The 22,704-nt window shown below is 72.1% G+C and carries 17 protein-coding genes and 1 pseudogene; 8 read left to right on the forward strand and 10 right to left on the reverse strand.

From position 1 onward, the window contains the following. Positions 1–9 precede the first annotated feature (9 nt). The 4 genes and pseudogenes from iolD to iolC form a co-directional block, all read right to left on the reverse strand. Positions 10–1,920 carry a 3D-(3,5/4)-trihydroxycyclohexane-1,2-dione acylhydrolase (decyclizing) gene (iolD, locus tag K377_RS19490; protein ID WP_111664695.1) on the reverse strand — a complete coding sequence of 637 codons (1,911 nt, stop codon included), beginning with the start codon at positions 1,918–1,920 and terminating at the stop codon, positions 10–12. Continuing rightward, complete coding sequence (gene iolB, locus K377_RS19495) at positions 1,917–2,747, reverse strand: 5-deoxy-glucuronate isomerase (protein WP_111664696.1); 831 nt, start codon at positions 2,745–2,747, stop codon at positions 1,917–1,919. Before iolB ends, iolD begins: the two co-directional genes overlap by 4 nt. Positions 2,748–2,763: 16 nt before the next feature. Next, on the reverse strand, positions 2,764–3,543 hold the full coding sequence (locus K377_RS42840; RefSeq protein ID WP_375605939.1) for a deoxyribose-phosphate aldolase: 780 nt from the start codon (positions 3,541–3,543) through the stop codon (positions 2,764–2,766). 375 nt (positions 3,544–3,918) lie between these two features. Next, positions 3,919–4,872 (reverse strand): annotated as a pseudogene (gene iolC / locus K377_RS19500) (5-dehydro-2-deoxygluconokinase); the annotation flags it as partial. Between the two features lie 124 nt (positions 4,873–4,996). Between iolC and K377_RS19505 the strand changes: the two are divergent. The 3 genes from K377_RS19505 to K377_RS19515 all read left to right on the forward strand — a co-directional run bounded on the left by K377_RS19505 (position 4,997) and on the right by K377_RS19515 (position 7,554). Then, positions 4,997–5,917: a sugar phosphate isomerase/epimerase gene (locus K377_RS19505; protein WP_111664697.1), complete on the forward strand. Its 921-nt coding sequence runs from the start codon at positions 4,997–4,999 to the stop codon at positions 5,915–5,917. A 12-nt stretch (positions 5,918–5,929) separates the two neighbouring features. Continuing rightward, positions 5,930–6,997, forward strand: coding sequence for an AraC family transcriptional regulator (locus K377_RS19510; protein WP_111664698.1), 1,068 nt, complete (start codon positions 5,930–5,932; stop codon positions 6,995–6,997). 365 nt (positions 6,998–7,362) lie between these two features. Continuing rightward, the gene (locus K377_RS19515) at positions 7,363–7,554 is read left to right on the forward strand and encodes an AlpA family transcriptional regulator (protein ID WP_111664699.1); all 192 of its coding nucleotides are present in this window, start codon (positions 7,363–7,365) and stop codon (positions 7,552–7,554) included. An 11-nt stretch (positions 7,555–7,565) separates the two neighbouring features. On the opposite strand, the gene K377_RS19520 is transcribed toward K377_RS19515, so the two are convergent. The 3 genes from K377_RS19520 to K377_RS19530 form a co-directional block, all read right to left on the reverse strand. Further along, positions 7,566–11,207, reverse strand: a complete 3,642-nt coding sequence (locus K377_RS19520) for an ABC transporter ATP-binding protein (protein WP_111664700.1) — start codon at positions 11,205–11,207, stop codon at positions 7,566–7,568. 162 nt (positions 11,208–11,369) lie between these two features. Continuing rightward, positions 11,370–12,413, reverse strand: a complete 1,044-nt coding sequence (locus tag K377_RS19525) for an alcohol dehydrogenase catalytic domain-containing protein (protein ID WP_111664874.1) — start codon at positions 12,411–12,413, stop codon at positions 11,370–11,372. A gap of 42 nt (positions 12,414–12,455) precedes the next feature. Then, positions 12,456–13,673 (reverse strand): cation:proton antiporter, encoded by a 1,218-nt coding sequence (locus K377_RS19530; protein WP_111664701.1) that lies wholly within the window; start codon positions 13,671–13,673, stop codon positions 12,456–12,458. Positions 13,674–13,747: 74 nt separating this feature from the next. Here K377_RS19530 and K377_RS19535 point away from each other — a divergent pair, with 74 nt between their 5' ends. Both K377_RS19535 and K377_RS19540 read left to right on the forward strand, forming a co-directional pair. After that, positions 13,748–14,692, forward strand: a complete 945-nt coding sequence (locus K377_RS19535) for a PrsW family intramembrane metalloprotease (protein WP_111664702.1) — start codon at positions 13,748–13,750, stop codon at positions 14,690–14,692. 77 nt (positions 14,693–14,769) lie between these two features. Continuing rightward, positions 14,770–15,081, forward strand: coding sequence for a heavy-metal-associated domain-containing protein (locus K377_RS19540; protein ID WP_111664703.1), 312 nt, complete (start codon positions 14,770–14,772; stop codon positions 15,079–15,081). 629 nt (positions 15,082–15,710) lie between these two features. On the opposite strand, the gene K377_RS19545 is transcribed toward K377_RS19540, so the two are convergent. Further along, positions 15,711–17,009: a citrate synthase gene (locus tag K377_RS19545; protein WP_111664704.1), complete on the reverse strand. Its 1,299-nt coding sequence runs from the start codon at positions 17,007–17,009 to the stop codon at positions 15,711–15,713. Positions 17,010–17,209: 200 nt separating this feature from the next. Continuing rightward, positions 17,210–19,468, reverse strand: a complete 2,259-nt coding sequence (locus tag K377_RS19550) for an ATP-dependent RecD-like DNA helicase (RefSeq protein ID WP_111664705.1) — start codon at positions 19,466–19,468, stop codon at positions 17,210–17,212. Between the two features lie 127 nt (positions 19,469–19,595). Here K377_RS19550 and K377_RS19555 point away from each other — a divergent pair, with 127 nt between their 5' ends. Together K377_RS19555 and K377_RS19560 are read left to right on the forward strand one after the other, a co-directional pair. Further along, positions 19,596–19,817: a DUF4287 domain-containing protein gene (locus tag K377_RS19555; protein ID WP_111664706.1), complete on the forward strand. Its 222-nt coding sequence runs from the start codon at positions 19,596–19,598 to the stop codon at positions 19,815–19,817. Between the two features lie 87 nt (positions 19,818–19,904). Further along, on the forward strand, positions 19,905–20,573 hold the full coding sequence (locus tag K377_RS19560; protein ID WP_111664707.1) for a DUF5701 family protein: 669 nt from the start codon (positions 19,905–19,907) through the stop codon (positions 20,571–20,573). A gap of 303 nt (positions 20,574–20,876) precedes the next feature. On the opposite strand, the gene K377_RS19565 is transcribed toward K377_RS19560, so the two are convergent. Next, positions 20,877–21,458 (reverse strand): hypothetical protein, encoded by a 582-nt coding sequence (locus tag K377_RS19565; protein ID WP_111664708.1) that lies wholly within the window; start codon positions 21,456–21,458, stop codon positions 20,877–20,879. Between the two features lie 236 nt (positions 21,459–21,694). Between K377_RS19565 and K377_RS19570 the strand changes: the two genes are divergently transcribed. Continuing rightward, a complete protein-coding gene (locus K377_RS19570; RefSeq protein ID WP_111664709.1) occupies positions 21,695–22,690 on the forward strand; it encodes a LacI family DNA-binding transcriptional regulator in 996 nt (331 codons plus the stop codon). Positions 22,691–22,704 lie beyond the last annotated feature (14 nt).

The raw sequence follows: 22,704 nt of genomic DNA on the forward strand, positions 1-22,704 counted from the left end.
TGTGGTGTCTCAGAGGTGGCGGCGTCGAGCGGTGACGTGCCGGTCGTACTCCTCGCGGGCCTTGACGGTCGACGGGCGGTCGGCCGTCTCGGCCACGGGAACATCCCACCACGCCTGTGCGGGGGGCGGGCCCGACACTGTGTCTGCCGTTTCGGTCTCGACGTAGACACATGTGGGCCGGGTCGCGGCGCGGGCCGCGGCGAGCGCCTCGCGCAGTTCCCTGACCGTTTTCGCCCGGTGCACGTCCAGGCCGAGGCTGGCCGCGTTGGCGGCGAGGTCGACGGGGAGCGGCGCCCCGGAGCAGGGCCCTTCCGGCCCCGGATACCGGTACTGGGTGCCGAAGCCCTCCGCGCCGACGGTCGCGGAGAGACCGCCGATCGACGCGTACCCGTGGTTCTGGAGAATCACGATCTTGACCGGGACGTTCTCCTGGACCGCCGTGACCAGCTCGGTGGGATTCATCAGGTACGTGCCGTCGCCGACCAGCGCCCACACCGGGCGGCCGGGCGCGGCGAGGGCGACGCCGAGGGCGGCCGGGATCTCGTAGCCCATGCAGGAGTAGCCGTACTCGACGTGGTACTGGTCGCGGGAACGGGTGCGCCAGAGTTTGTGCAGGTCGCCGGGGAGGGAGCCCGCCGCGTTGATCAGGATGTCGTCGCCGGTCACCAGCGCGTCGAGCAGGCCGAGGACCTGGGTCTGGGTCGGGTGGACGAGGTCGTCGTCGGCGGTGTAGCAGGCGTCGACGCGGTACTCCCAGCGCTCCTTGTCCTCGGTGTACTCGGTGATCTGGGCGGGCGTGGCGCGCACGCTCTTGCCGATCGCGAGGTCGAGCGCGGTCAGGCCCTCGCGGGCGTCCGCGACCAGCGGCAGCGCGGCCAGCTTGTGCGCGTCGAAGGCGGCGATGTTCAGGTTCAGGAAGCGGACGCCCGGGTGGGCGAAGAGGGTGCCCGACGCCGTGGTGAAGTCCGTGTAGCGGGTGCCGACGCCGAGGATCAGGTCGGCGGTGCGGGCCAGCTCGTTCGCGGTCGCGGTGCCGGTGTGGCCGATGCCGCCGACGTCCGCCGGGTGGTCGTACCGGAGCGACCCCTTGCCCGCCTGGGTGGACGCGACCGGGATGCGGGTGGCCTCGGCGAAGGCGGCGAGGGCGTCCTCGGCGCCGCTGTGGTGGACACCGCCGCCCGCGATGATCAGCGGACGCTCGGCGGCCGTCAACGCCTGGACGGCGGCGGCCAGTTCGGCGCGGTCCGGGGCCGGGCGGCGGACGGTCCAGACCCGCTCCGCGAAGAACTCCTCCGGCCAGCCGTACGCCTCCGCCTGGACGTCCTGCGGCAGGGCGAGGGTGACGGCGCCGGTGTCGACGGGGTCGGCGAGGACGCGCATCGCCTGGAGCGCGGCCGGGATCAGCTGCTCGGGGCGGGTGATCCGGTCGAAGTACCTCGACACCGGGCGCAGGCAGTCGTTGACCGACACATCGCCCGCGTACGGGACTTCGAGCTGCTGGAGCACCGGGTCGGCGGGGCGGGCCGCGAACACGTCGCCGGGGAGGAGGAGCACCGGGAGGTGGTTGACCGTGGCGAGGGCGGCGCCGGTGACGAGGTTGGTGGCGCCCGGGCCGATGGAGGTGGTGACGGCGTGCGCCGAGAGCCGGTCGCGCTGACGGGCGTAGCCGACGGCCGCGTGCACCATCGCCTGTTCGTTGCGGCCCTGGTGGAACGGCAGGTCGTCGGCGTACTGGAGCAGCGCCTGGCCGATCCCCGCCACGTTGCCGTGCCCGAAGATGCCCCAGGCGCCGGTGATCAGGCGCTGCCGGGTGCCGTCGCGTTCTGTGTACTGGCGGGAGAGGAAGCGGACGAGGGCCTGCGCGGTCGTGAGCCGCGTCGTGGGGGCCGTGTGCGGCGGCTGTGTCGCCGGGTCGGTCATCGGTATCCCTCCGTCACGTGGTCGGGGTGGAAGCAGATCTTCCACTCCCGTTCCTCCCCGGGCCCCGCCATCACGTTCAGGTAGTACATGGCGTGACCCGGCTGGGCGATCGACGGGCCGTGCCAGCCGTCCGGCACCAGGACGGCGTCGCCGGTGCGGACCTCGGCGAGCAGGTCGGTGCCGCCGGGGCGGGACGGCGACACGCGCTGATACCCGTATCCCTCGGGGCCGTCCGGCGGGCCGTCGATCTCGAAGTAGTAGATCTCCTCCAGCTCCGACTCCTCGCCCGGCCGGTGCTCGTCGTGCTTGTGGGGCGGGTACGAGGACCAGTTGCCGCCCGGCGTGATCACCTCGACGGCGATGAGCTGGTCGCAGTCGAAGGTGCCGGCGGCGGCAAAGTTGCGGACCTGGCGGGCGCTGGTGCCGCTGCCCCGGTCCTCGACGGGAACCTCCGGCGCGGGGCCGTGGCGGACGGGGAGTCGTCGTCCGCACTTCGCTCCTGCCAGGGCGAAGCGGCCTCCCGCACCGGAGGCGATCTCTGCGCGGGTGTCGCGCGGTACGTACGCGAAGTCGCTCGCGCCGCTGAACACGCTTGCTCTGCCGCGGAGTTCGATGATCCGCTCCGGGGTGCGCACGGAGCAACCGCCGGTCAGCGGCAGCACGATCCATTCGCTCTCGCCGGTGTCGAAGGCGTGCCGTCCGCCCGGCTCCAGTTCGACGATGCGCAGGCCGGCGCGGGACCAGGGCGGCTTGCCCGGGATGCGGTCGGGGTCCACGTGCAGGGTGTACGGGCCGTCGGCGGCGCTGCCCCTGGGGAGGTAGGTCATTGCTCCACTGTCCTCTCTACAGCAGCCCGACGGCCGTATCGACCGCCGCGGCGACGTCGCCGTCCGGCGGATACAGCAGCGAGCGTCCGACCACCAGGCCCTGCACCGTGGGGAGTTGGAGCGCCGTGCGCCATTTCTCGTACGTGGCGTCCTGGTCGCCGTCCTTGATGTCGCCGCCGAGGAGCACCGCCGGGAGGGTGGAGGTCTCCATGACGCGGGCCATGGTGTCGGGGTCGTCGACGACGGGGACCTTGAGCCAGGTGTAGGCGGAGGTGCCGCCGAGTCCGGAGGCGACGGCGATGGAGCGGGTCACGGCGTCGGCGCTCAGGTCGTTGCGCAGCGCTCCGGTGGCGGGGTCGCGGTGGGAGACGAACGGTTCGACGAACACGGGGAGGCGGCGCTCGGCCATCGCGTCGACGGCGCGGGCCGCCGATTCCAGGGTCCGTACCGTGCCCTCGCCGGGGTCGTCGTAGCCGATGCGCAGGAGGAGTTTTCCCGCGTCGAAACGGCGGCGGGTCAGGTCCTTCGGGCGGTAGCCGGTGAAGCGGTCGTCGAGTTCGAAGGCGGCGCCGGCGAGTCCGCCGCGGTTCATGGAGCCGATGACGACCTTGTTCTCCAGGGCGCCGAGCAGGAGGAGGTCGTCGAGTACGTCGGCGGAGGCGAGGACGCCGTCCACGCCCGGGCGGGACAGGGCTGTCCGGAGTCGTTCCAGGAGGTTGGCGCGGGCGGCCATGGCGTGGGGGTGGTCGCCTGCCGCCAGGGCTCCGCGGGCCGGGTGGTCGGCGGCGATGATCATTAGGCGGGTGTTCGGCTCGGGGAGGATTTTTCGGCGGGTTCTTGTGGTGGCGGCCTCCTCGACGGCTTCGGGGTGCTCGGCCCGGAGCCGGGCCAATGCCCCGGGATCCCCTGCGCGGGCCCCCTTGCCGCACCCCCCGGGGCTCCGCCCCGGCCCCCGCTCCTCAATCGCCGGAGGGGCTTGATTGGAGTCCGCCGTCGGTCGAGTGCCGCCCGCCGGAGGGGCTTGATTTTCCTGAGCACCGCGGTCGAGTGCCCCGCCAGGGGCGCGGGGAACTGCGCGACCAGCCACGACGGCGCCGCGGCCGGGTTCGGACGTCGGGGCGGACGGCGCCCCGTCAGGGGCGCGGGGAACTGCGCGCGCGGGCTCCACCGGGACCCGGCCGGCGGCCAGGGCGGCGGCCACCTCCCCCGGGACCGGCATCGCCGACGAGCACTCCAGGCGGGACGCCACGATCGCGCCGGCCGCGTTGGCGTACCGCATCATGCGGGGCAGGTCCCAGCCGGCCAGCAGGCCGTGGCACAGGGCGCCGCCGAAGGCGTCACCGGCGCCGAGCCCGTTCAGGACCTCGACGGGGAGGGGCGGGACCTCGGCCGCGTCGCCGTCCGAGGTCATCGCGAGGACCCCGCGCGGGCCCTGCTTCACGACGGCGAGCCGCACCCCGTACGATAGCAACGCCCGCGCGGCGGCGACCGGTTCACGCTCACCGGTGGCGATCTCGACCTCGTCGACATTGCCGACGGCGACGGTCGCGTGCCGCAGCGCCTCCCGGTAGAAGGGCCGCGCCGCGTCCGGCTCGGACCAGAACATGGGCCGCCAGTCGAGGTCGAACACCGTGTGCCCGCCCCGCGCACGGTGCGCCAGCGCCGCCAGCGTCGCGCCACGGCTGGGCTCGGCGCTCAGTCCCGTACCGGTCATCCAGAAGATCCCGGCGGAACCGATGGCGTCCAGGTCGAGTTCGTCGGCAGCGATCTGCAGATCGGGCGCCGAGGGCCGACGGTAGAAGTAGAGCGGGAAGTCGTCCGGCGGGAAGATCTCGCAGAAGGTGACCGGGGTGGGAAGCCCGTCGACCGGGGTCACCCAGCGCTCGTCGACCCCGAACTCCCGCAGCTGGGACCGGAGATAGTCCCCGAAGGGGTCGCGCCCGGTCCGGCTGACGGTGGCCGCGCGGAGCCCGAGCCGCGCCGCCGCGACCGCGACGTTCGTCGAGGAGCCGCCGAGGAACTTCCCGAACGACGACACGTCCGCCAGGCCCACGCCCGCCTGCAACGGATACAGGTCGACCCCGATCCGCCCCATCGTGATCAGGTCGAACTCATCGCGGGCCATGCAGGATCCCTTCGACAGCGGTCGGTAGCACCGGTCTAGCCGCGCCCCGCCCGCCTGTCAACATTTTGTCCGGACATTCGGACGAACACTTGACACGCTCCCCGGTGCGCCGAAGGCTGGCCCCATGGCGACCCCGACAAGCCCGACATCACACCCCTCGCGCATCCGCGTCGGCTCGGCGCCCGACTCCTGGGGTGTCTGGTTCCCCGACGATCCGCGTCAAGTCCCCTGGCAGCGCTTTCTCGACGAGGTCGCGGAGGCGGGCTACGAGTGGATCGAGCTGGGCCCGTACGGATATCTGCCCAGCGACGCCCGCACGCTCGCCGAGGAGACCGGGCGGCGCGGCCTGAAGGTCTCGGCCGGCACCGTCTTCACCGGGCTGCACCACGGCCCGGCCGTGTGGGAGAAGACCTGGGAGCACGTGGCGTCGATCGCCGCGCTGACCCAGGCCATGGGCGCCGAGCATCTCGTCGTCATCCCGTCCTTCTGGCGGGACGACAAGACCGGGCAGGTCCTTGAGGACTCGACGCTCACCGCCGAGCAGTGGGGGCACCTCGCCGCCCAGACGGAGCGGCTCGCGCGCGAGGTCGGTGACCGGTACGGGCTGCGGCTCGTCTTCCATCCGCACGCCGACACCCATGTCGACACGGAGGAGAACGTCACCCGCCTCCTCGACGCCACCGACCCCGCCCTCGTGTCGCTGTGCCTGGACACCGGGCACTACGCGTACTGCGGCGGCGACAGCGTGAAGCTGATCGAGACCTACGGGGAGCGCATCGGCTATCTGCATCTCAAGCAGGTCGATCCGGCCGTTCTCACGGGGGTACGGGCCGAGGGCACCCCCTTCGGTCCCGCCGTCGCCCAGGGCGTGATGTGCGAACCTCCGCGCGGAGTACCGGAGTTGGAACCGGTGCTCGCGGCGGCCGCCCGGCTCGACGTCGATCTCTTCGCGATCGTCGAGCAGGACATGTATCCGTGCGATCCGGACCGGCCACTGCCGGTTGCCCGGCGCACGCGGGGCTATCTGAGGTCGTGCGGGGTGTAGCAGTATCGGCGGATGAGTTCACGTGCCTCGCGCGCGCCCGGCCCCGCGCGCCCTTCCGTCCGCCCCGCGCGCTGCCCCGACGGCACCTGGGAGACCGCGCAGGCCCGCCCGCACGCGAGCCTGCGCCCCGGCGTCATCGGGTACCGCGGTTTCCGGCTCGCCTTCCCCGGGCCGCGCGCCCGTCTGGAGGCACCGATCGGCGCGGTGACGCTGATGCTGGGGTTCGAGGGCCGGGTGCGGGTCACCGAGGCGACGGGCGGCTGGGTCGGTGTCGGCGGGCAGCGGGAAGCGGGCGGCGCCCGGCCGGAGGGGCTGCGCTCGGTCGAGTTCTCGTCGGTCCTGTCCGGTCTGACGACCACCCCGGTCCTCGGCGAGCACGACGGCCGGCTTTCGGGGGTGGAGGTGCTGCTGACCCCGTGGGCCGCCTTCACGATGTTCGGCACCCCGCTGCACGAGCTGTCGGGCTGGCGGGTGGACCCGGACACGCTGGGAGCGCTCCCTGAAGCCGGGGTGGACGAACTCTCGTACGAGCTGGGGCGGTTGTCGTCCTGGCGGGCCCGGTTCGGGCTCATCGACGAGACGCTGGGCCGCTGGCTGTCCTCGGGCCCGCGCCCCGCGAGCGGCACCGTGCGGGCCTGGTACGCGCTCACGCACAGCGGCGGCGCCGCACCGGTGAGCCGGATCGCCGGTCAGGCCGGCTGGAGCGTACGGCACTTGGAGAACCGGTTCCGGGAGCAGATCGGCCTCAGCCCGAAGGCGGCGGCCCGGGTGCTGCGGTTGCAGCGCGCCCGGCGGCTGCTGTGCGCCGGGTCCAGCCAGGTCGAGACCGCGGCCGCCTGCGGCTACTACGACCAGGCCCATCTGAGCGGCGAGTTCAAGGCGATGACCGGCTGCACCCCGCGCGAGTTCTTCCTCGCCCGCGGGGTCCATGTCGACGCGGGCGGGCCGCCCGCCACCGACCGGCTCGCCGGGGAGGCGACGAGCCTGGTCCTGCGACACGGCCCGCGCACCGGCGGCGCACTGTCGTCCCACTCGTCCTTGCCCGGTGCGTCTTTGTCCAAGACCGCCGGTCACCGCTGAGGCACGCTTGTCCCTTCGGGCCTACATGGCCGGGGGATGCGGGGAACGGTGGGCCGGGCCCGGTGTACGGGGGTGCCCCCTGCTCGGACATGGGTGCGAGTCGGGGACGGGCCCGGCCTGCCGCGCGACCGCTCCTCCCCGTTCCGCGCCGGTGCATGCGCCGTCACAGCGCCCCCTTTGCATCACTCCCGTCACAAACGCCCCTCTACTGTCACGCTTGTCCGCCCTACGCGGGTTCTGCGTCACAGGCGTCCCACAGCCCCTCCCTCCTGCTCCGCGCCCGTCGTTCTCCGGGCACAAGGTGAGTGATCACCGGCGGCCACCCCCGAGCCGCCGGGCGACACCCGCCAGGGAAGGAGCCACTGATGGCCGACCGCAGGCTCTGGTCGTACAAGGAGATCGCCGCGCACATCCGCGTGCAGCCCGACACCGTGCGCTCGTACCGCAAGCACGGCCTGCTGCCCCCGCCGGACCACGTCGAGAGCGGCAAGCCCTACTGGTACGCCGACACCGTCCGGGCCTGGGTCGCCGCCCGCCCCCGCAACCGCGGCCGCTAGCGGGCTGCTTCTCAGGCGGGGATCACCCCGTCGTCGTACGCGGACCAGAGCGCGGCGTAGGGTCCGCCGGCCGTGACGAGTTCCTCGTGCGGGCCGTCCTCCACGAGGCGGCCCCCTTCCAGGACGAGGACGCGGTCCGCCCGGGCCGCCGTCGTCAGCCGGTGCGCGACGACGATCGTGGTGGGGGCGGCCGTCGCCGCCTCCACCGCGCGCCCCACCGCCGCCTCCGTGGCCAGGTCGAGCGCGGCGGTCGCCTCGTCGAGGAGCATCAGGTCGGGGCGGATGAGCCGGGCCCGGGCCAGCGCGATCAGCTGGCGCTGGCCCGCGGAGAGGTTCCGGCCGCGCTCGGTGAGCCGGTGTCCGTAGCCCTCGGGCAGGCCCGCGATCATCCGGTGCGCGCCGACCTCCTCGACGGCCGCCCGCACCTCCGCGTCGGAGGCGCCGGGACGCCCGTAGGCGATGGCGTCGCGCACGGTCCCGCCGAAGAGGTACGCCTCCTGCGGGACGAGCCCGATCCGGCTGCGGTAGGCGACGCCGTCCATCGCACGCAGGTCCACGGAGTCGATCTCGACGGCGCCGCCGGTCGGCAGATACATCCGGGCGACCAGCTTGAGCAGGGTCGACTTGCCCGCGCCGGTCGTGCCGACGACGGCGACCGTCTCCCCCGCGCCGATCCGCGCGCTGACGCCGTCGAGCGCCCGCTCGGCGCCGCCGTCGTACGCGTACCGCAGGTCCTTCAGCACCACCTCGCCGCGCATCCGTCCCGCGCTGCCGAAGGCGGGCAGCGGCAGCGGGCGGTGCGGTTCGGTGACCGTGGGCCGCTCGCGCAGCAGTTCGCGGCAGCGGCCGAGGCCGACGCGGGCCCGCTGATAGCTGTCGAGGAGCTGCGAGGCGTTGCGGATCGGGCCGAAGACGAGGCCGACGTAGAGCAGGAAGGCGACGACGGTGCCGGTGCTGGCCGCGCCGTCGGCGACCCGCCACGCGCCGACGCCGAGGATGAGGGCGGTGGTGGCGTCGGAGAGGAACTCCACGGCGGAGAAGAACCAGGCGAGCGAGCGCTGGGAGCGCATCTGGAGGGTCCGCTGCTCCTCGGCGAGGACGTGGAAGCGGGCGGCGCTGCGGTCCTGCCTGCGGTACGCCTGGGTGACCCGCACCCCGTCGATGGCCTCCTGGAACGCGCTGTTGAGCTCGCCGAGCTGGGTACGGGCGCGGTCGTAGCGGCGCTTGGAGACGCGCCCGTACCACCAGCAGGCGACGGCGAGCACGGGCACGACGGCGAGGACCGTGAGGGCCAGGCCGGTGTCGAGGGCGAACATCAGCGCGAGGACGCCGGTGAACAGCAGGACGCTGACGGCGGAGTCGAGCAGCCCGTTCTGCAGGAATTCGCCGATCGCGGCGACGTCGCTGACCATGCGGGTGACGGCCGCGCCGCCGGACTCCCGCTCGAAGTAGTCGAGGCCGAGCCGCTGGAGGTGGGCGAACATCTTGACGCGCAGCTCGTACAGGATCCGCTCACCGGTCCTGGCGATGGCCCGCATCTCGCCTGCGAACACGAGCCAGTTCGCGACGGCGGTGGCGAGCAGGGCGCCCGCGACGACGGTGAGCGCGGCTCCGTCGTGGCGCCGCACCCCGAGGTCGATCGCGGCGCTGACCAGGCGCGGCGCGAGCATCAGCAGGGCGGTGTCGGCGAGCAGGAGCAGCCCGATAACGAGCAGCCTGGCCCGGTGGGGGCGCAGCAGCTGGCCCAGGGTGAAGTCGGGGTCGGCGGCGCGGGCGCGGGCCTCGTCGACCTCGGGGTCGCGCGCGGGTACGCCGTCGGGCGCGGGCCGCTCGGCCGACGCCGTGGCGGGTCCCGCGGGTACGGGTTCCGCGCCGGTCTCCTCCCGCAGCTCCCCCAGCATCAGCTCGCGGTAGCGGGGGCAGCGGGCGGTGAGTTCGTCGTGGGTGCCGGTGTCGAGGACGCGGCCCGCCTCCAGGACGGCGATGCGGTCGGCGAGGCGGAGGGTGGAGCGGCGGTGGGCGACGAGCAGGACGGTGCGGCCCGCCAGCTGTTCGCGCAGGGAGGCGAGGACGGCCGCCTCGACCTTCGGGTCCACGGCGGAGGTGGCGTCGTCCAGGACGAGGACGCGCGGGTCGGTGATCAGCACCCGGGCGAGCGCCAGCCGTTGCCGCTGTCCGCCGGACAGGGTCAGGCCCTGGGCGCCGAGCACGGTGTCGTAGCCGTCGGGCAGGGCGCGGACGAACCCGTCGGCCTGCGCGGCCTCGGCGGCGGCGTGCACCTCGGCGTCGGTGGCGTCGGGGCGGCCGAAGCGGATGGTGTCGCGCACGCTCTCGGAGAACAGCAGGCTCTCCTCGAAGGCGATGCCGACGGCCTCGCGCAGGGAGTCGAGCCGCAGTTCCCGTACGTCGGTGAGCGCGCCGCCGGATCCGATCCGCACGGCGCCGGAGTCGGCGTCGTACAGCCGCGCGAGCAGCGCGCCGACGGTGGACTTGCCGGAGCCGGAGCCGCCGACCAGGGCGAGGACCTCGCCGGGGGCGATGGTGAGGTCGAGGCCGTCGAGGGCGGGGGCGGCATGGGACGCGCCGGGTTCGTGGGCGAAGGTGACGTTCTCGAAGGCGACGCCGAGCGGCCCGTCGGGGACGTCGGTGGCGTCGGGCCGTTGGCTCACCTCCACTTCGGCGTCGGCGAGTTCAAAGATCCGTACGAGTCCTGAACGGGCCTCCTGGGCCTGTCCGACCATGGTGGAGAGCATCCGGACCGGGCCCATCATCGCGGCCAGGTAGGTGGTGAAGGCGACGAAGGTGCCGAGGGTGATGTCGCCGCGCACGGCGAGCCAGCCGCCGAGCAGGATGACGCCGAAGCGGGCGGTGCCGGGGAGCAGTTCGCCGAGCAGTCCCGCGTAGCGGGCGGCGAGGTAGCGGCGGTGCACGCGGGCGGCGAACAGGCGGCGGGCCAGTCCGGCGTAGCGCTCGGTCTCGGCGTTCTCCTGGGCGAAGCCCTTGACGACGCGGACGCCCGCGATGTTGGACTCGACGGCCTCGGACGTCTCTCCGGTGCGCTCCTGGACGGCGCGGTCGGCGGGGTAGATCCGGTCCCGCGAGTGCCGGGCCAGCAGCAGCATCGGCGGGACGACGGCGAGGGCCACGCAGGCGAGCAGCGGGGAGAGGACGAGCATCACGCCGAGGGTGAGCAGCAGCGTCAGGCCGTTCTGCGCGAGCAGGGGGAGCGAGCCGGTGAGGTCGCGCACCACGGCGACGTCGTTCACGGCGCGGCTGAGGACGTCGCCGGAGCGCAGGCGGTCCAGGCGGCGGCCGTCGATGCGCTGGATCGCGTCGTGCAGGAGCAGGCGCAGGTCGCGCTCGACGCCCCACTGGATCTTCCCGGCCCACCAGCGGCGGACCCAGGACGCGGCGAACTGGGCTGCCGCCACGGTCAGGAGCAGGGTGATCCAGGGGGCGGCTTCGTCTTTCCCTCCAACAATGACTCCGTCGACGACCCGGCGGATGATCAAGGGGGCCGCGGTGGTGAGGGCGACTCCGGCGACGGCGCCCAGGCAGGCCAGGACCACGGCCCGGGGCCTGGCCCAGCACATCCCGGCGAACCGGCGCAGCCACTCCGGCCCCGCCGGTTTCCCTTTGTCCCCGGTCCCCATTTTCCGCCCCGCCTCTCCACCATCCACCAACCCAAACCGAACCAACCTGGCAGCCACCCCGACCCCCGGGCAACCGATTTATGGCTGGTCACGCGCGGCTCTCGCCGTGGCTGGTCGCGCCTCAGGGGCGCGGGGAACTGCGCGAGAAGCGGCCACCGGCCGTCAGCCGAGCGACGGGTCCACCACAGTCACCCCCGACCCCAGCACCCCGCCCTCCCCCATCGCGGCCAACACCCGCCCGGCAGACCCCAACCCCACCACCGACGTCACCAACAACTCCGGCCGGACAACCCCGCCCCGCACAAGCTCCAGCATCCCCGGATAGGCATGCGCGGCCATCCCATGGCTCCCCAGCATCTCCAGCTCCAAGGCCACCACCCGCCCCATCGGCACCACAGGATCCTCGGCCAGCAGCCCCACCTGCACATGCCGCCCCCGCCGCCGCAACGACCCCACCGACGCCGCACACGTCACCCCGGACCCCAACGCGTCCAGCGACAGATGCGCCCCGCCCCCGGTCAGCTCCCGCACGGCCCCGGCCACATCCCCGACGGCCCCGGCGTCGACACAGGCGACGGCACCGAAACGACGGGCCAGTTCCAGCGCCCCGGCGGAGACGTCCACGGCCACCACCCGCGCCCCGGCCGCCGCCGCGATCATCACGGCGGAGAGCCCGACGCCCCCGCACCCGTGCACGGCCACGAACTCCCCGGCGGCGACCCGCCCCTGCTGCACCACGGCCCGGTAGGCGGTGGCGAACCGGCAGCCGAGCGATGCGGCCGTGGTGAACTCCATGTCCTCCGGTACCGCCACGAGGTTCACGTCGGCATGGTCCAGGGCCACGTACTCGGCGAAGGAACCCCAGTGGGTGAATCCGGGCTGTGTCTGCCGCTCGCACACCTGCTGGTCCCCGGCGGCGCAGGCCGCGCACCGCCCGCAGGCGCACACGAACGGCACGGTCACCCGCTCCCCGACGCGCCATCCGCGGACGTCGGCGCCGACCTCGGCCACGACCCCGGCCAGCTCGTGCCCGGGCACGTGCGGGAGCACGATGTCCGGGTCGTGCCCCATCCAGCCGTGCCAGTCGCTGCGGCACACCCCGGTCGCCGCCACCTTCACCACGACGCCGTGCGGCGCGGCGACCGGATCCGGCACCTGGCGCACCTCGGCCTGCTCCCCGAACCGTTCAAAGACAACTGCGCGCATCATGCGTCCACCCTCTCCGCCGGCCGATGATCCGTCACCCCCTCACCAGGACTCGGCCCCCTTCACCGGCCCCTGCGGCAGCGCCCGCTCCCCCTTGCCGGCCCGCAGCTTCAGCCCGAGCAGCGGGAACACCAGTACGGAGACCATGGCGGCGCCGACCAGAGCGGCCGCCACGTCCGTGGGCAGCGCGCCGTCCTCCACTCCGATGGTGGTGATGGCGACGACGAGCGGCAGCGCGGTCGAGGAGAAGACGGTGAGGGCGAGCCGGTCGCGGCCGATCAGGTCGGCCGGCGCGAGGGCGTACACCGGCAGGCCGCGCACCACCAGGAACAGGACGAGGAAGACCGGGAGCAGGAGCAGCGCGGTGCCGCCGTCCAGCAGCGCCTTCAGGTCGAACTCGATCCCGGTGACGACGAAGAAGACCGGCACCAGGAACCCGAAGCCCATCGCCTCGACCTTGCCGAGGACCTCGTCGGCACTCTCGGGCGCGGCGCCGTGCAGCACGAGGCGGACGATCATCCCGGCGGCGAACGCCCCGAGCAGCGTGTCCACGCCGAGCGCCTGCGAGAGGCCGAGCATCAGCGCGAGCAGCAGCACCACCAGCCGTACCGCGAACTGTCCGCTGCTGTGCAGGGTCTTCGCGATGACCCGCGAGAACCACGGCGGCCGCGGCCGCATCGCCCACAGCACGGCGAGGGCGGTGAGCACGGCGAAGGCCAGCAGGAGCAGCGCCGAGTCGAGCGGCGAGCGCCCGCTGAGCAGCAGCGCCATGGCGATGATCGGCCCGAACTCGCCGACCGCGCCGAACGCCATCAGCACGGAACCGAAGCGCGAGTGCAGGTCCCCGGAGTCGCGCAGGACGGGGAGGATGGTTCCCAGGGCCGTACTGGTGAGGGCCGTGCCGATGTAGACGCCCTTGGCGTACGACCAGTCGGCGAGCGCGATGGCCAGGAGGAGCCCGACGGCGAGCGCGACGATCCAGGCCCAGACGGACCGTTTCAGGGTGCCGCCGCGGATCTTGTCGAACTCGATCTCGTACCCGGCGAGAAAGATGAGCATGGCGAGCCCGAGGTCGGACAGGGTGTCCACGACCTGCCCGTGGCTGGTGGCCCAGCCCAGCGCGTCGGGGCCGACCAGGATGCCGAGCAGGATCTCGAAGATCACCAGCGGGACGGGCAGCCAGCGCCCGGCGCCGTAGGCCAGGAGCGGTGCCAGGACCGCGATGACCATGATCAGAATGAGCGTCCCGGGCTGCGACATAGCGGCTGTCTACCATAAGATTCCGACAAATCACCCGTAAGCACTGTCAGTTGCAGGGAAGTCGGAGGACCACCGTGGCGAACCACCAGCCCTCCGGGGCACCGCAGGCGCGGATCCCGCAGCAGCCCGCGCCGCCCGGACCCCAGATCCGCAGCGGGCTGTGGCGGCGCTGTCTGTGGGGCGGCCTTGCGCTGTGGGTGCTGACGGCGGTGGTCACGTACGCCACGAAGAACACCACCCTGCTGCCCACCCTCATCCTGCTCGGCAGCTTCCTGGTTCCGGCGGTCTTCGTCCTGTGGGCGTACGAGCGTCACGGCCGCGACCTGGGCGTGAACCTGATCCTGGGCTGCTTCCTGATCGGCGGCATCCTCGGCGTGCTCGGGGCCTCGGTCATGGAGTACTACCTCGTCCACCCCTCCCTCTGGATGTTCGTCGGGGTCGGCCTGATCGAGGAAGCGGTCAAGCTGGCCGCGCTGGTGTACGTACTCCACCGCCATCCGCGCGTCAGCGGGCTGCGCGCCGGTCTGATCCTGGGCGCCACGGTCGGCTTCGGCTTCGCGGCGTTCGAGAGCGCGGGCTACGCGTTCAACGCGGCGGTCACCATGAAGGGCATCGACCTGCGCTCGCTCCTGGAGACGGAGGTGCTGCGCGGGCTGCTCGCCCCGTTCGGCCACGGCCTGTGGACGGCGATCTCCGGCGCGGTGCTGCTCTCCTTCCGCAAGCCCAACGGCCGCTACCGCTTCGCCGGCCCGGTGATCCTCACGTACCTCGGCGTCTCCCTGCTGCACGCCCTGTGGGACTCGATGCACGGCATCGCCCTGTGGCTGGTGGTCCGGCTGACCACGTCGGACCTGGACCGCAGCCTCTTCGCGCAGGGGTACATCCCGGAGCCGACCGACTCCCAGAAGCATCTCTTCACGTTGTTCTCGATCGGCGGGCTCGTCCTCGTCTCGCTCCTCGGACTCGCCTGGGCGCGTTCGCTCGCACGGCGCGATCCTTCTTGGAAAAATACCCCCTAGGGGTATAGGGTCGTGCGCGTCAGACGGTGCCGGGGGTACCCGGCACCCAGTACTCCACGCCCCTCCAGGAGAACGACATGAGCGCCCACACCGAGCTTCCGCAGATCGACGCCGAGCCGGCCGGCTCCTGCTGCGGCGGTGCCTGCCACTCGGACGCCGCCCCGGCCACCGAGGGTGCCGTCACCGCCGTCTACGAGGTCAAGGGCATGACCTGCGGCCACTGCGAGGGCGCCGTGGCCGGCGAGATCTCCGAGCTCGACGGCGTCGCCTCGGTCACGGCGGCCGCGGCCACCGGCCGGGTCACGGTCGTCTCCGCGGCCCCGCTGGACGAGGAAGCGGTCCGCGAGGCGGTCGACGAGGCCGGTTACGAGCTGGTGGGCCGGGTCTGACCGCCGTTCGGGGGTCCGCTATGGCGCTCTCATCCGTGTTTGTGGTTACAAACAGCGTTCGAGTTCGCAAGTTCACCTAGTTACGCCTGGACCTCCACACAATCCACACGGCACAATTGCAGCACTCCCACGCAGGAGCCGATATCCCCATATCGGTCCTCTTGCGCACGCACAGGACATATGCAAGAGACGCAGATCACACTGATCCGAACGTAACCCTTTGCAGGTCTCGTGAGTCTAAGGAGGCGATGCAGGAACGTCTTGGGGGGCGTTTCCGTATCGAGCGGGCCCGTCTTGGGGGACGGTCCCGAATGCGTTGGCCGGGGCACGTGCACCGGGGAAGCTGAGCGGCCCACCCGTTCGTACGTGCTTCGGCGACCGACGCACCACAGACGCCCGGCCGGATCCCGTGGGGGGAATCCGAACCGGGAAAAGGAAAGCGCCCCGACTGTCGGCCCGTGGGGGGACTGACAGCGGGGCGCTTTCTACTACCTGGCCCTCTCGGGCGCAGAGTGGATCAGCGCAGGCAGGGGCGCGGGGAACTGCGCGACCGGCCACGGCGAGAGCCGCGGCCGAGAGACGACCGCACCGAAGCGGCGCGATCGTTCACCCGACCCCGAGCGGAGCGACTAGCGCTGCTCGACCGGAACGAAGTCGCGCTCGACGACGCCCGTGTAGATCTGGCGCGGGCGGCCGATGCGCGACCCGGGCTCCTTGATCATCTCGTGCCACTGGGCGATCCAGCCCGGCAGGCGGCCGAGGGCGAAGAGGACCGTGAACATCTCGGTCGGGAAGCCCATGGCCCGGTAGATCAGGCCGGTGTAGAAGTCGACGTTCGGGTAGAGCTTGCGCTCGACGAAGTAGTCGTCGGCCAGCGCGTGCTCCTCCAGCTTGAGCGCGATGTCCAGCAGCTCGTCGCTCTTGCCGAGCGCCGAGAGGACGTCGTGCGCCGCCGCCTTGATGATCTTCGCCCGGGGGTCGAAGTTCTTGTAGACGCGGTGCCCGAAGCCCATGAGCTTCACGCCGTCTTCCTTGTTCTTCACCTTGCGGATGAAGGTGTCGACGTCGCCGCCGGAGGCCTGGATGCCTTCCAGCATCTCCAGGACCGACTGGTTGGCACCGCCGTGCAGCGGACCCCAGAGGGCCGAGATGCCCGCCGAGATCGACGCGAACATGTTGGCCTGCGAGGAGCCGACCAGGCGCACGGTGGACGTCGAACAGTTCTGCTCGTGGTCCGCGTGCAGGATGAGCAGCTTGTCCAGCGCGGAGACGACGACCGGGTCCAGCTCGTACTCGGCGGCCGGCACGGAGAACGTCATGCGCAGGAAGTTCTCGACGTAGCCGAGGTCGTTGCGCGGGTAGACCACCGGGTGGCCCTGCGACTTCTTGTACGCGTAGGCCGCGATCGTCGGGAGCTTGGCGAGAAGGCGGATCGTCGAGAGGTGGCGCTGCTTCTCGTCGAACGGGTTGTGGCTGTCCTGGTAGAAGGTGGACAGCGCGGAGACCACCGACGACAGCATGGCCATCGGGTGGGCGTCGCGCGGGAACCCGTCGTAGAACCGCTTGACGTCCTCGTGCAGCAGGGTGTGCTGCGTGATCTCGTTCTTGAAGGTGGAGAGCTCGTCCACGGTGGGCAGCTCGCCGTTGATCAGCAGGTAGGCCACCTCCACGAAGGTGGAGCGCTCGGCCAGCTGCTCGATCGGGTAGCCGCGGTAGCGGAGGATGCCCTCTTCGCCGTCGAGGTAGGTGATCGCGGATTTATAGGCGGCGGTGTTGCCGTATCCGCTGTCGAGGGTCACCAGTCCTGTCTGGGCCCGGAGCTTCCCGATGTCGAAGCCCTTGTCGCCGACGGTGCTGTCGATCACCGGGTAGGTGTACTCGCCGTCGCCGTACCGCAGTACTACAGCCTTGTCGTTGTGCTCGCTCACGTCTCGTCCCTCACCGACGTAGTGCCTCTTCTTCGAGGTGCCCTGACTGTCTCTACCATCCCCCACTTGGCCCAGCAGAGTGCACTCGGGGTCGTCCATTGGACCGATTGGCGGCACTCAGTGCCGCCAGCCTGCCCATCCTGCCCCCTATCACCCTGGTTCCGGAAGTGCCCTGTGACGTTTGCGACTCGTTTGATCGATCAAATCTTTTGAGGAGTCGCGCCCGCCAGCCGGAAATCCAGCGCAGTACAGCGCCTACCCGCCGAAACCGTGCGCACCGCCTGCGCCAGCGCCTTCCTCGACCCGACCAGCACGACCAGCTTCTTCGCGCGCGTGACGGCCGTGTAGAGGAGATTGCGCTGGAGCATCATCCACGCGCTCATGGTGACCGGAATGACCACACATGGGTACTCGCTGCCCTGGGAGCGGTGGATGGTGACGGCGTAGGCGTGGGCCAGCTCGTCCAGCTCGTCGAACTCGTACTCGACCTCCTCGTCCTCGTCCGTGCGGACGGTGAGCTTCTGCTCGTCGGTGTCGAGTGCGGTGACGACGCCGACCGTGCCGTTGAAGACGCCGTTCGCTCCCTTCTCGTAGTTGTTGCGGATCTGGGTGACCTTGTCGCCGACGCGGAAGACCCGGCCGCCGAACCGCTTCTCGGGCAGGTCGGGGCGGGCGGGGGTGACGGCCTGCTGGAGCAGCGCGTTCAGATTCCCGGCGCCGGCCGGGCCGCGGTGCATCGGGGCGAGCACCTGCACGTCCCGCCGGGGGTCGAGGCCGAACCGGGCCGGGATGCGGCGGGCGGCCACGTCGACGGTGAGCCGGCCTGCCTCCTCGGTGTCCTCCTCCACGAAGAGGAAGAAGTCCTTGAGGCCCTGGGTCAGCGGCGGCACACCGGAGTTGATGCGGTGGGCGTTGGTGACGACGCCGGACTCCTGGGCCTGGCGGAAGATGCGGGTGAGGCGGACCGCGGGGACCGGACTGCCGTCGCTGAGCATGTCGCGCAGCACCTCCCCCGCGCCGACGCTCGGCAGCTGGTCCACGTCTCCCACGAACAGCAGATGGGCGCCCGGCGGGACGGCCTTGACCAGCTTGTTGGCGAGGAGGAGGTCGAGCATGGACGCCTCGTCGACCACGACGAGATCGGCGTCGAGCGGCCGGTCCTTGTCGTACGCGGCGTCACCGCCGGGCTTGAGTTCGAGCAGCCGGTGGACGGTGGACGCCTCGGCGCCGGTCAGCTCGGCGAGCCGCTTGGCCGCCCGCCCGGTCGGCGCCGCGAGCACCACCTTGGCCTTCTTCGCGCGGGCCAGCTCCACCACGGACCGCACGGTGAACGACTTGCCGCAGCCGGGGCCGCCGGTCAGCACGGCGACCTTCTTCGTCAGCGCGAGCCGGACGGCCTCCTCCTGCTCGGGCGCGAGATCCGCCCCGGTCCGGTCGGCGAGCCAGGCCAGCGCCTTGTCCCAGGCGACGTCCCGGAAGGCGGGCAGCCGGTCGGCGTCGGTGCGCAGCAGCCGCAGCAGCTGGGCGGAGAGCGAGAGTTCGGCCCGGTGGAAGGGGACGAGATAGACGGCGGTCACCGGGGTCACCCCGTCCTCCCCGGGGACCTGCTCCCGTACGACACCGACCTCGCCGGAGTCCTCGTCGGGCAGGGCCAGCTCGGCGAGGCACTCGATCACGAGCCCGGTGTCGACCTGGAGCAGCTTCACCGCGTCGGCGATCAGCCGCTCCTCGGGCAGGAAGCAGTGGCCCTGGTCGGTGGACTGCGACAGGGCGTACTGGAGACCGGCCTTGACGCGCTCGGGGCTGTCGTGCGGGATGCCGACGGACTGGGCGATGCGGTCGGCGGTGAGGAAGCCGATGCCCCAGACGTCGGCGGCGAGCCGGTACGGCTGGTTCTTCACGACGCCGATGGAGGCGTCCCCGTACTTCTTGTAGATACGGACGGCGATGGAGGTCGACACCCCGACCGACTGGAGGAAGACCATGACCTCCTTGATGGCCTTCTGCTCCTCCCACGCGTCGGCGATCTTCTTCGTCCGCTTCGGGCCGAGCCCCGGCACCTCGATGAGCCGCTTCGGCTCCTGCTCGATGATGTCGAGGGTGTCGATCCCGAAGTGCTGGGTGATCCGGTCGGCGAAGACCGGCCCGATGCCCTTGACCAGGCCCGAGCCGAGATAGCGGCGGATGCCCTGGATGGTGGCGGGCAGCACGGTCGTGTAGTTCTCCACCGTGAACTGCTTTCCGTACTGCGGATGGGAGCCCCAACGCCCCTCCATCCGCAGCGACTCCCCCGCCTGCGCCCCGAGCAGCGAGCCGACGACGGTGAGCAGATCGCCGCCGCCTCTGCCGGTGTCCACGCGCGCGACGGTGTATCCCGTCTCCTCGTTCGCGTACGTGATCCGCTCCAGGACGCCTTCGAGTACCGCCATGGTGCGCGTCCCCGCCGCTTGCTGGGTCATGATCCGACGGTAGCGGTGCCCACCGACAGCGCGGGAGTCCCCGACGAGCGATGAGTTCGGCGCCGGTGCCCGGTCATACAGGCAGCATCCCGCACCGGGAGCGTGACCGAGACAGGAGTTACCCGCCATGACCAGTACCCCCGCCGTCAAGGGACCCGCCAGCTACTTCCCGTCCATCGAGAAGAAGTACGGGCAGCCGATCGCGTACTGGCAGGACCTCATCCGTTCCTCGCCGCTCACCAAGCACATGGAGCTGGTGGGCTGGCTGAAGAGCGAGCACGGGCTCGGCCACGGGCACGCCAACGCGCTGGTCGGGTACACCCTCGCCGAGGACCGCGACGGAAAGTGAGCGGTGTCGGGTGCCGGGGGAACTCACGGGGAGGGGCCGCCCGTTGTGGGCACGTCCGCCGTACGCGCCCTGCCCCGAGGGAGTTCCGTGTCCGACAGCACCCGCACCACCAGTACCGCACTGCCCCTGCTGCCGTCACCGACCGTCCAGGCCGAGCGGCTGGTGGAGCTCGGCGTCCACGCGATCGCCGGGCTCGACGCCGCCGCGCTGCTCGATTTCGCCCGGGCCGCCGAGGGCACGGCCGGCGCGGGCGCCCTGCTCGCCGTGCACCCGGACCGGGCGCCCGCCTCCGCCCTCGCGCCGCTGCTGCGCCGCGACGACCGGGCCGGGTTCGTCGTGGTCGACATGACGGACGTCGACCTCTTCGCGCCGGTCGACGCCGTCGCGGATCTGCCCGACGCGCCGCTCTATCTCGTCGACCGGCCCGACCGGGGCGACGAGATGGCCAACTGGAGCCCGGACGAGGCACTTTCCGCGCTCACCGGGCAGGGCCGCACTCCCCTGCTACTCACCGAGGGCATCCACTGGGTGCTCCAGCAGCCCGCGGCCCTGGAGCGCAATCACTGCTTCATGACGATCGGCTCCCGGCTGCGCAAGGCGAACGGGACGCTGGACGCGCGGACCCCCGCGCTCTGGATCAGCAACGGCACGGGGCGCGACGGACGGGAGCGGCGCGGGGCCCCGAAGGTCGGCTGGTGCTGGGCCGGGAACCGGCATACCTGGCTGGGGTTCGCCTCGACCGGCGGCCGAGCCTGACCCACCGAGCCCGGGGCGCCCACCGGCTCCGGGGTGTGCTCGTGCGCGGCTCCCGCCGTGGCTGGTCGCGCAGTTCCCCGCGCCCCCGGGTCGTTCTTCGTCCGCGGCCCGGTGACCGCTTCTCGCGCAGTTCCCCGCGCCCCTGTGAGGCAGGCGCTTCGCGCCGCCTCTCCGGCTCGGGCGTGCGCCTCTCTCAGGAGGCCGTAGGCCTCCGGTGATGAGATGGCGCACGCAGTGCGCATCTCAGGGGCGCGGGGAACTGCGCGACCAGCCCCCACCGGCCCGCACCCGACCGAAGGCGCCCTAGACCCCGCCCATCGGCTCCGGATCCACCCGCACCGGCGTCCCCCACACCCGCACCACCTCATAGTCCGTGAACTCGTGGACCAGGCGGTACGCCATCGCCGCGTCGGGCCGGCGGCGCTGGGCCGCGAGGTACATGTCCGCCTCGCGGCGGTCGTGGCGGGGCGTGCCGCAGAGCTGCCACACCTGGCCGTTCCACATCTCCGGGATCCAGCGCTGCTGGGGCTGGGGGCGGTCCTCGCGGGTGCCGTAGCGCGACAGGACCGGGCGGTCGTCGGTCGGGCGGGGCGCCGGGCCGCCGTAGTCCCCGGAGATCTGCGAGCGGTGGGCCTTGCGGCGGCGGGTCTCGCAGAGCAGGCAGAGATCGGGGGCGGCCGTCTCGACCGGGCCGTACGGATGCTCCTTGCAGCGGGTCGACGGCTTCTCGCCCGTCGTCGCGTCGTCGAGCCGGTCGAGCGCGCGCGTCAGGTCACCGCGCACCTCGTGGAGCACGTCGTCCGGGGTGTCGCCGGTCAGCTTCTCGCCGTGCTCCCCGAGCACGCGCAGGGCGCGGCCGAGTGCGGTGAGCTGCGCGTGGTTCACGGTCCTGTGCTCCGTCTCCGAGATGCCGTTCCTGTCCGGCCTCCACCATCGCACGCGGCACCGACATCTCCCCCGCTCCCATCACGATCCGGTCACGAGAACCGGAACAGGGGTTGCCAGGTACCCGTGTAATCGATTCCAATCCCTCACATGGGTCGATGTAATCGATTCCACGCACATGTGCGCCGCACCCCGGTCACATGAGCCCCGCTGCCTGACACGGAGGGAACCGCTCAATGGCGAGCATCAAGGACGTCGCGGCCGCGGCCGGGGTCTCCGTCGCCACGGTCTCGCGGGTGCTCAACAGCCACCCGTCGGTGAGCCCGGACGCCCGGACGCGCGTGATGGACGCCGTGGCGGCGCTGGGCTACCGGCCCAACGCCGTGGCCCGTTCCCTGCGCACCGACCAGACCCGCACGCTCGGCCTCGTCATCAGCGATGTGCTGAACCCGTACTTCGGGGAACTGGCCCGTTCCGTCGAGGAGGAGGCGCGGGCCCTCGGCTACAGCGTGATCATCGGGAACGCCGACGAGCGCCCCGACCTCCAGGACCACCATGTGCGCACCCTGCTGGACCGGCGCATCGACGGACTGCTCGTCTCCCCCACCGACGGCGGCTCCCCGCTGATGCTGGACGCCGCGCGGGCCGGGACACCCATGGTCTTCGTCGACCGGTGGATTCCCGGCGTCGAGGTGCCGGTCGTGCGCTCCGACGGGCGGGCCGCCGTGCGGGACCTCGTCGCGCATCTGCACGGGCTCGGCCACCGCCGCCTCGCGATCATCGCGGGCCCGGCCGCCACGACGACCGGCAGCGAGCGCGTCGACGCCTTCCGGGAGGCGCTCGCCTCGTACGAGATCGAGCTGCCGGACGCCTACATCGGGCAGGGCGACTTCCAGGCGGAGAGCGGGCGCCGGGTGACCGAGGGGTTCCTGGACCTGCCCGAGCCGCCGCAGGTCGTCTTCGCCGCCGACAACCTGATGGCGCTCGGCGCGCTGGACGCGATCCGCGCGCGCGGGCTGCGCGTTCCGGACGACATCGCGCTCGCCGCCTTCGACGACATCCGCTGGTTCGTGCACACCGATCCGCCGATCACGGCGATCGCCCAGCCGACCGGCGAACTGGGCCGGGCCGCCGTACGGGCCCTGGTGGACCGGATCGAGGGCCGCACCCCGGCCTCGGTCACCCTGCCCGCCGCCCTCGTCGTGCGCCGCTCCTGCGGCGCCCCCGCCTGACCCCCTCACGTACA

Source organism: Streptomyces sp. PsTaAH-137, assembly GCF_003259365.1.
Classification (GTDB): domain Bacteria; phylum Actinomycetota; class Actinomycetes; order Streptomycetales; family Streptomycetaceae; genus Streptomyces.

What these genes read in the sequence shown, in the direction of transcription:
- K377_RS19555 (WP_111664706.1), top strand. Translation starts at nt 19,596, where the DNA reads ATGACCAGTACCCCCGCCGTCAAGGGACCCGCCAGCTACTTCCCGTCC.
- K377_RS42840 (WP_375605939.1), bottom strand. Translation starts at nt 3,543, where the DNA reads ATGATCATCGCCGCCGACCACCCGGCCCGCGGAGCCCTGGCGGCAGGC.
- iolB (WP_111664696.1), bottom strand. Translation starts at nt 2,747, where the DNA reads ATGACCTACCTCCCCAGGGGCAGCGCCGCCGACGGCCCGTACACCCTG.
- K377_RS19520 (WP_111664700.1), bottom strand. Translation starts at nt 11,207, where the DNA reads ATGGGGACCGGGGACAAAGGGAAACCGGCGGGGCCGGAGTGGCTGCGC.
- K377_RS19550 (WP_111664705.1), bottom strand. Translation starts at nt 19,468, where the DNA reads ATGACCCAGCAAGCGGCGGGGACGCGCACCATGGCGGTACTCGAAGGC.
- K377_RS19515 (WP_111664699.1), top strand. Translation starts at nt 7,363, where the DNA reads ATGGCCGACCGCAGGCTCTGGTCGTACAAGGAGATCGCCGCGCACATC.
- K377_RS19505 (WP_111664697.1), top strand. Translation starts at nt 4,997, where the DNA reads ATGGCGACCCCGACAAGCCCGACATCACACCCCTCGCGCATCCGCGTC.
- K377_RS19525 (WP_111664874.1), bottom strand. Translation starts at nt 12,413, where the DNA reads ATGCGCGCAGTTGTCTTTGAACGGTTCGGGGAGCAGGCCGAGGTGCGC.
- K377_RS19540 (WP_111664703.1), top strand. Translation starts at nt 14,770, where the DNA reads ATGAGCGCCCACACCGAGCTTCCGCAGATCGACGCCGAGCCGGCCGGC.
- K377_RS19530 (WP_111664701.1), bottom strand. Translation starts at nt 13,673, where the DNA reads ATGTCGCAGCCCGGGACGCTCATTCTGATCATGGTCATCGCGGTCCTG.
- K377_RS19510 (WP_111664698.1), top strand. Translation starts at nt 5,930, where the DNA reads ATGAGTTCACGTGCCTCGCGCGCGCCCGGCCCCGCGCGCCCTTCCGTC.
- iolD (WP_111664695.1), bottom strand. Translation starts at nt 1,920, where the DNA reads ATGACCGACCCGGCGACACAGCCGCCGCACACGGCCCCCACGACGCGG.
- K377_RS19570 (WP_111664709.1), top strand. Translation starts at nt 21,695, where the DNA reads ATGGCGAGCATCAAGGACGTCGCGGCCGCGGCCGGGGTCTCCGTCGCC.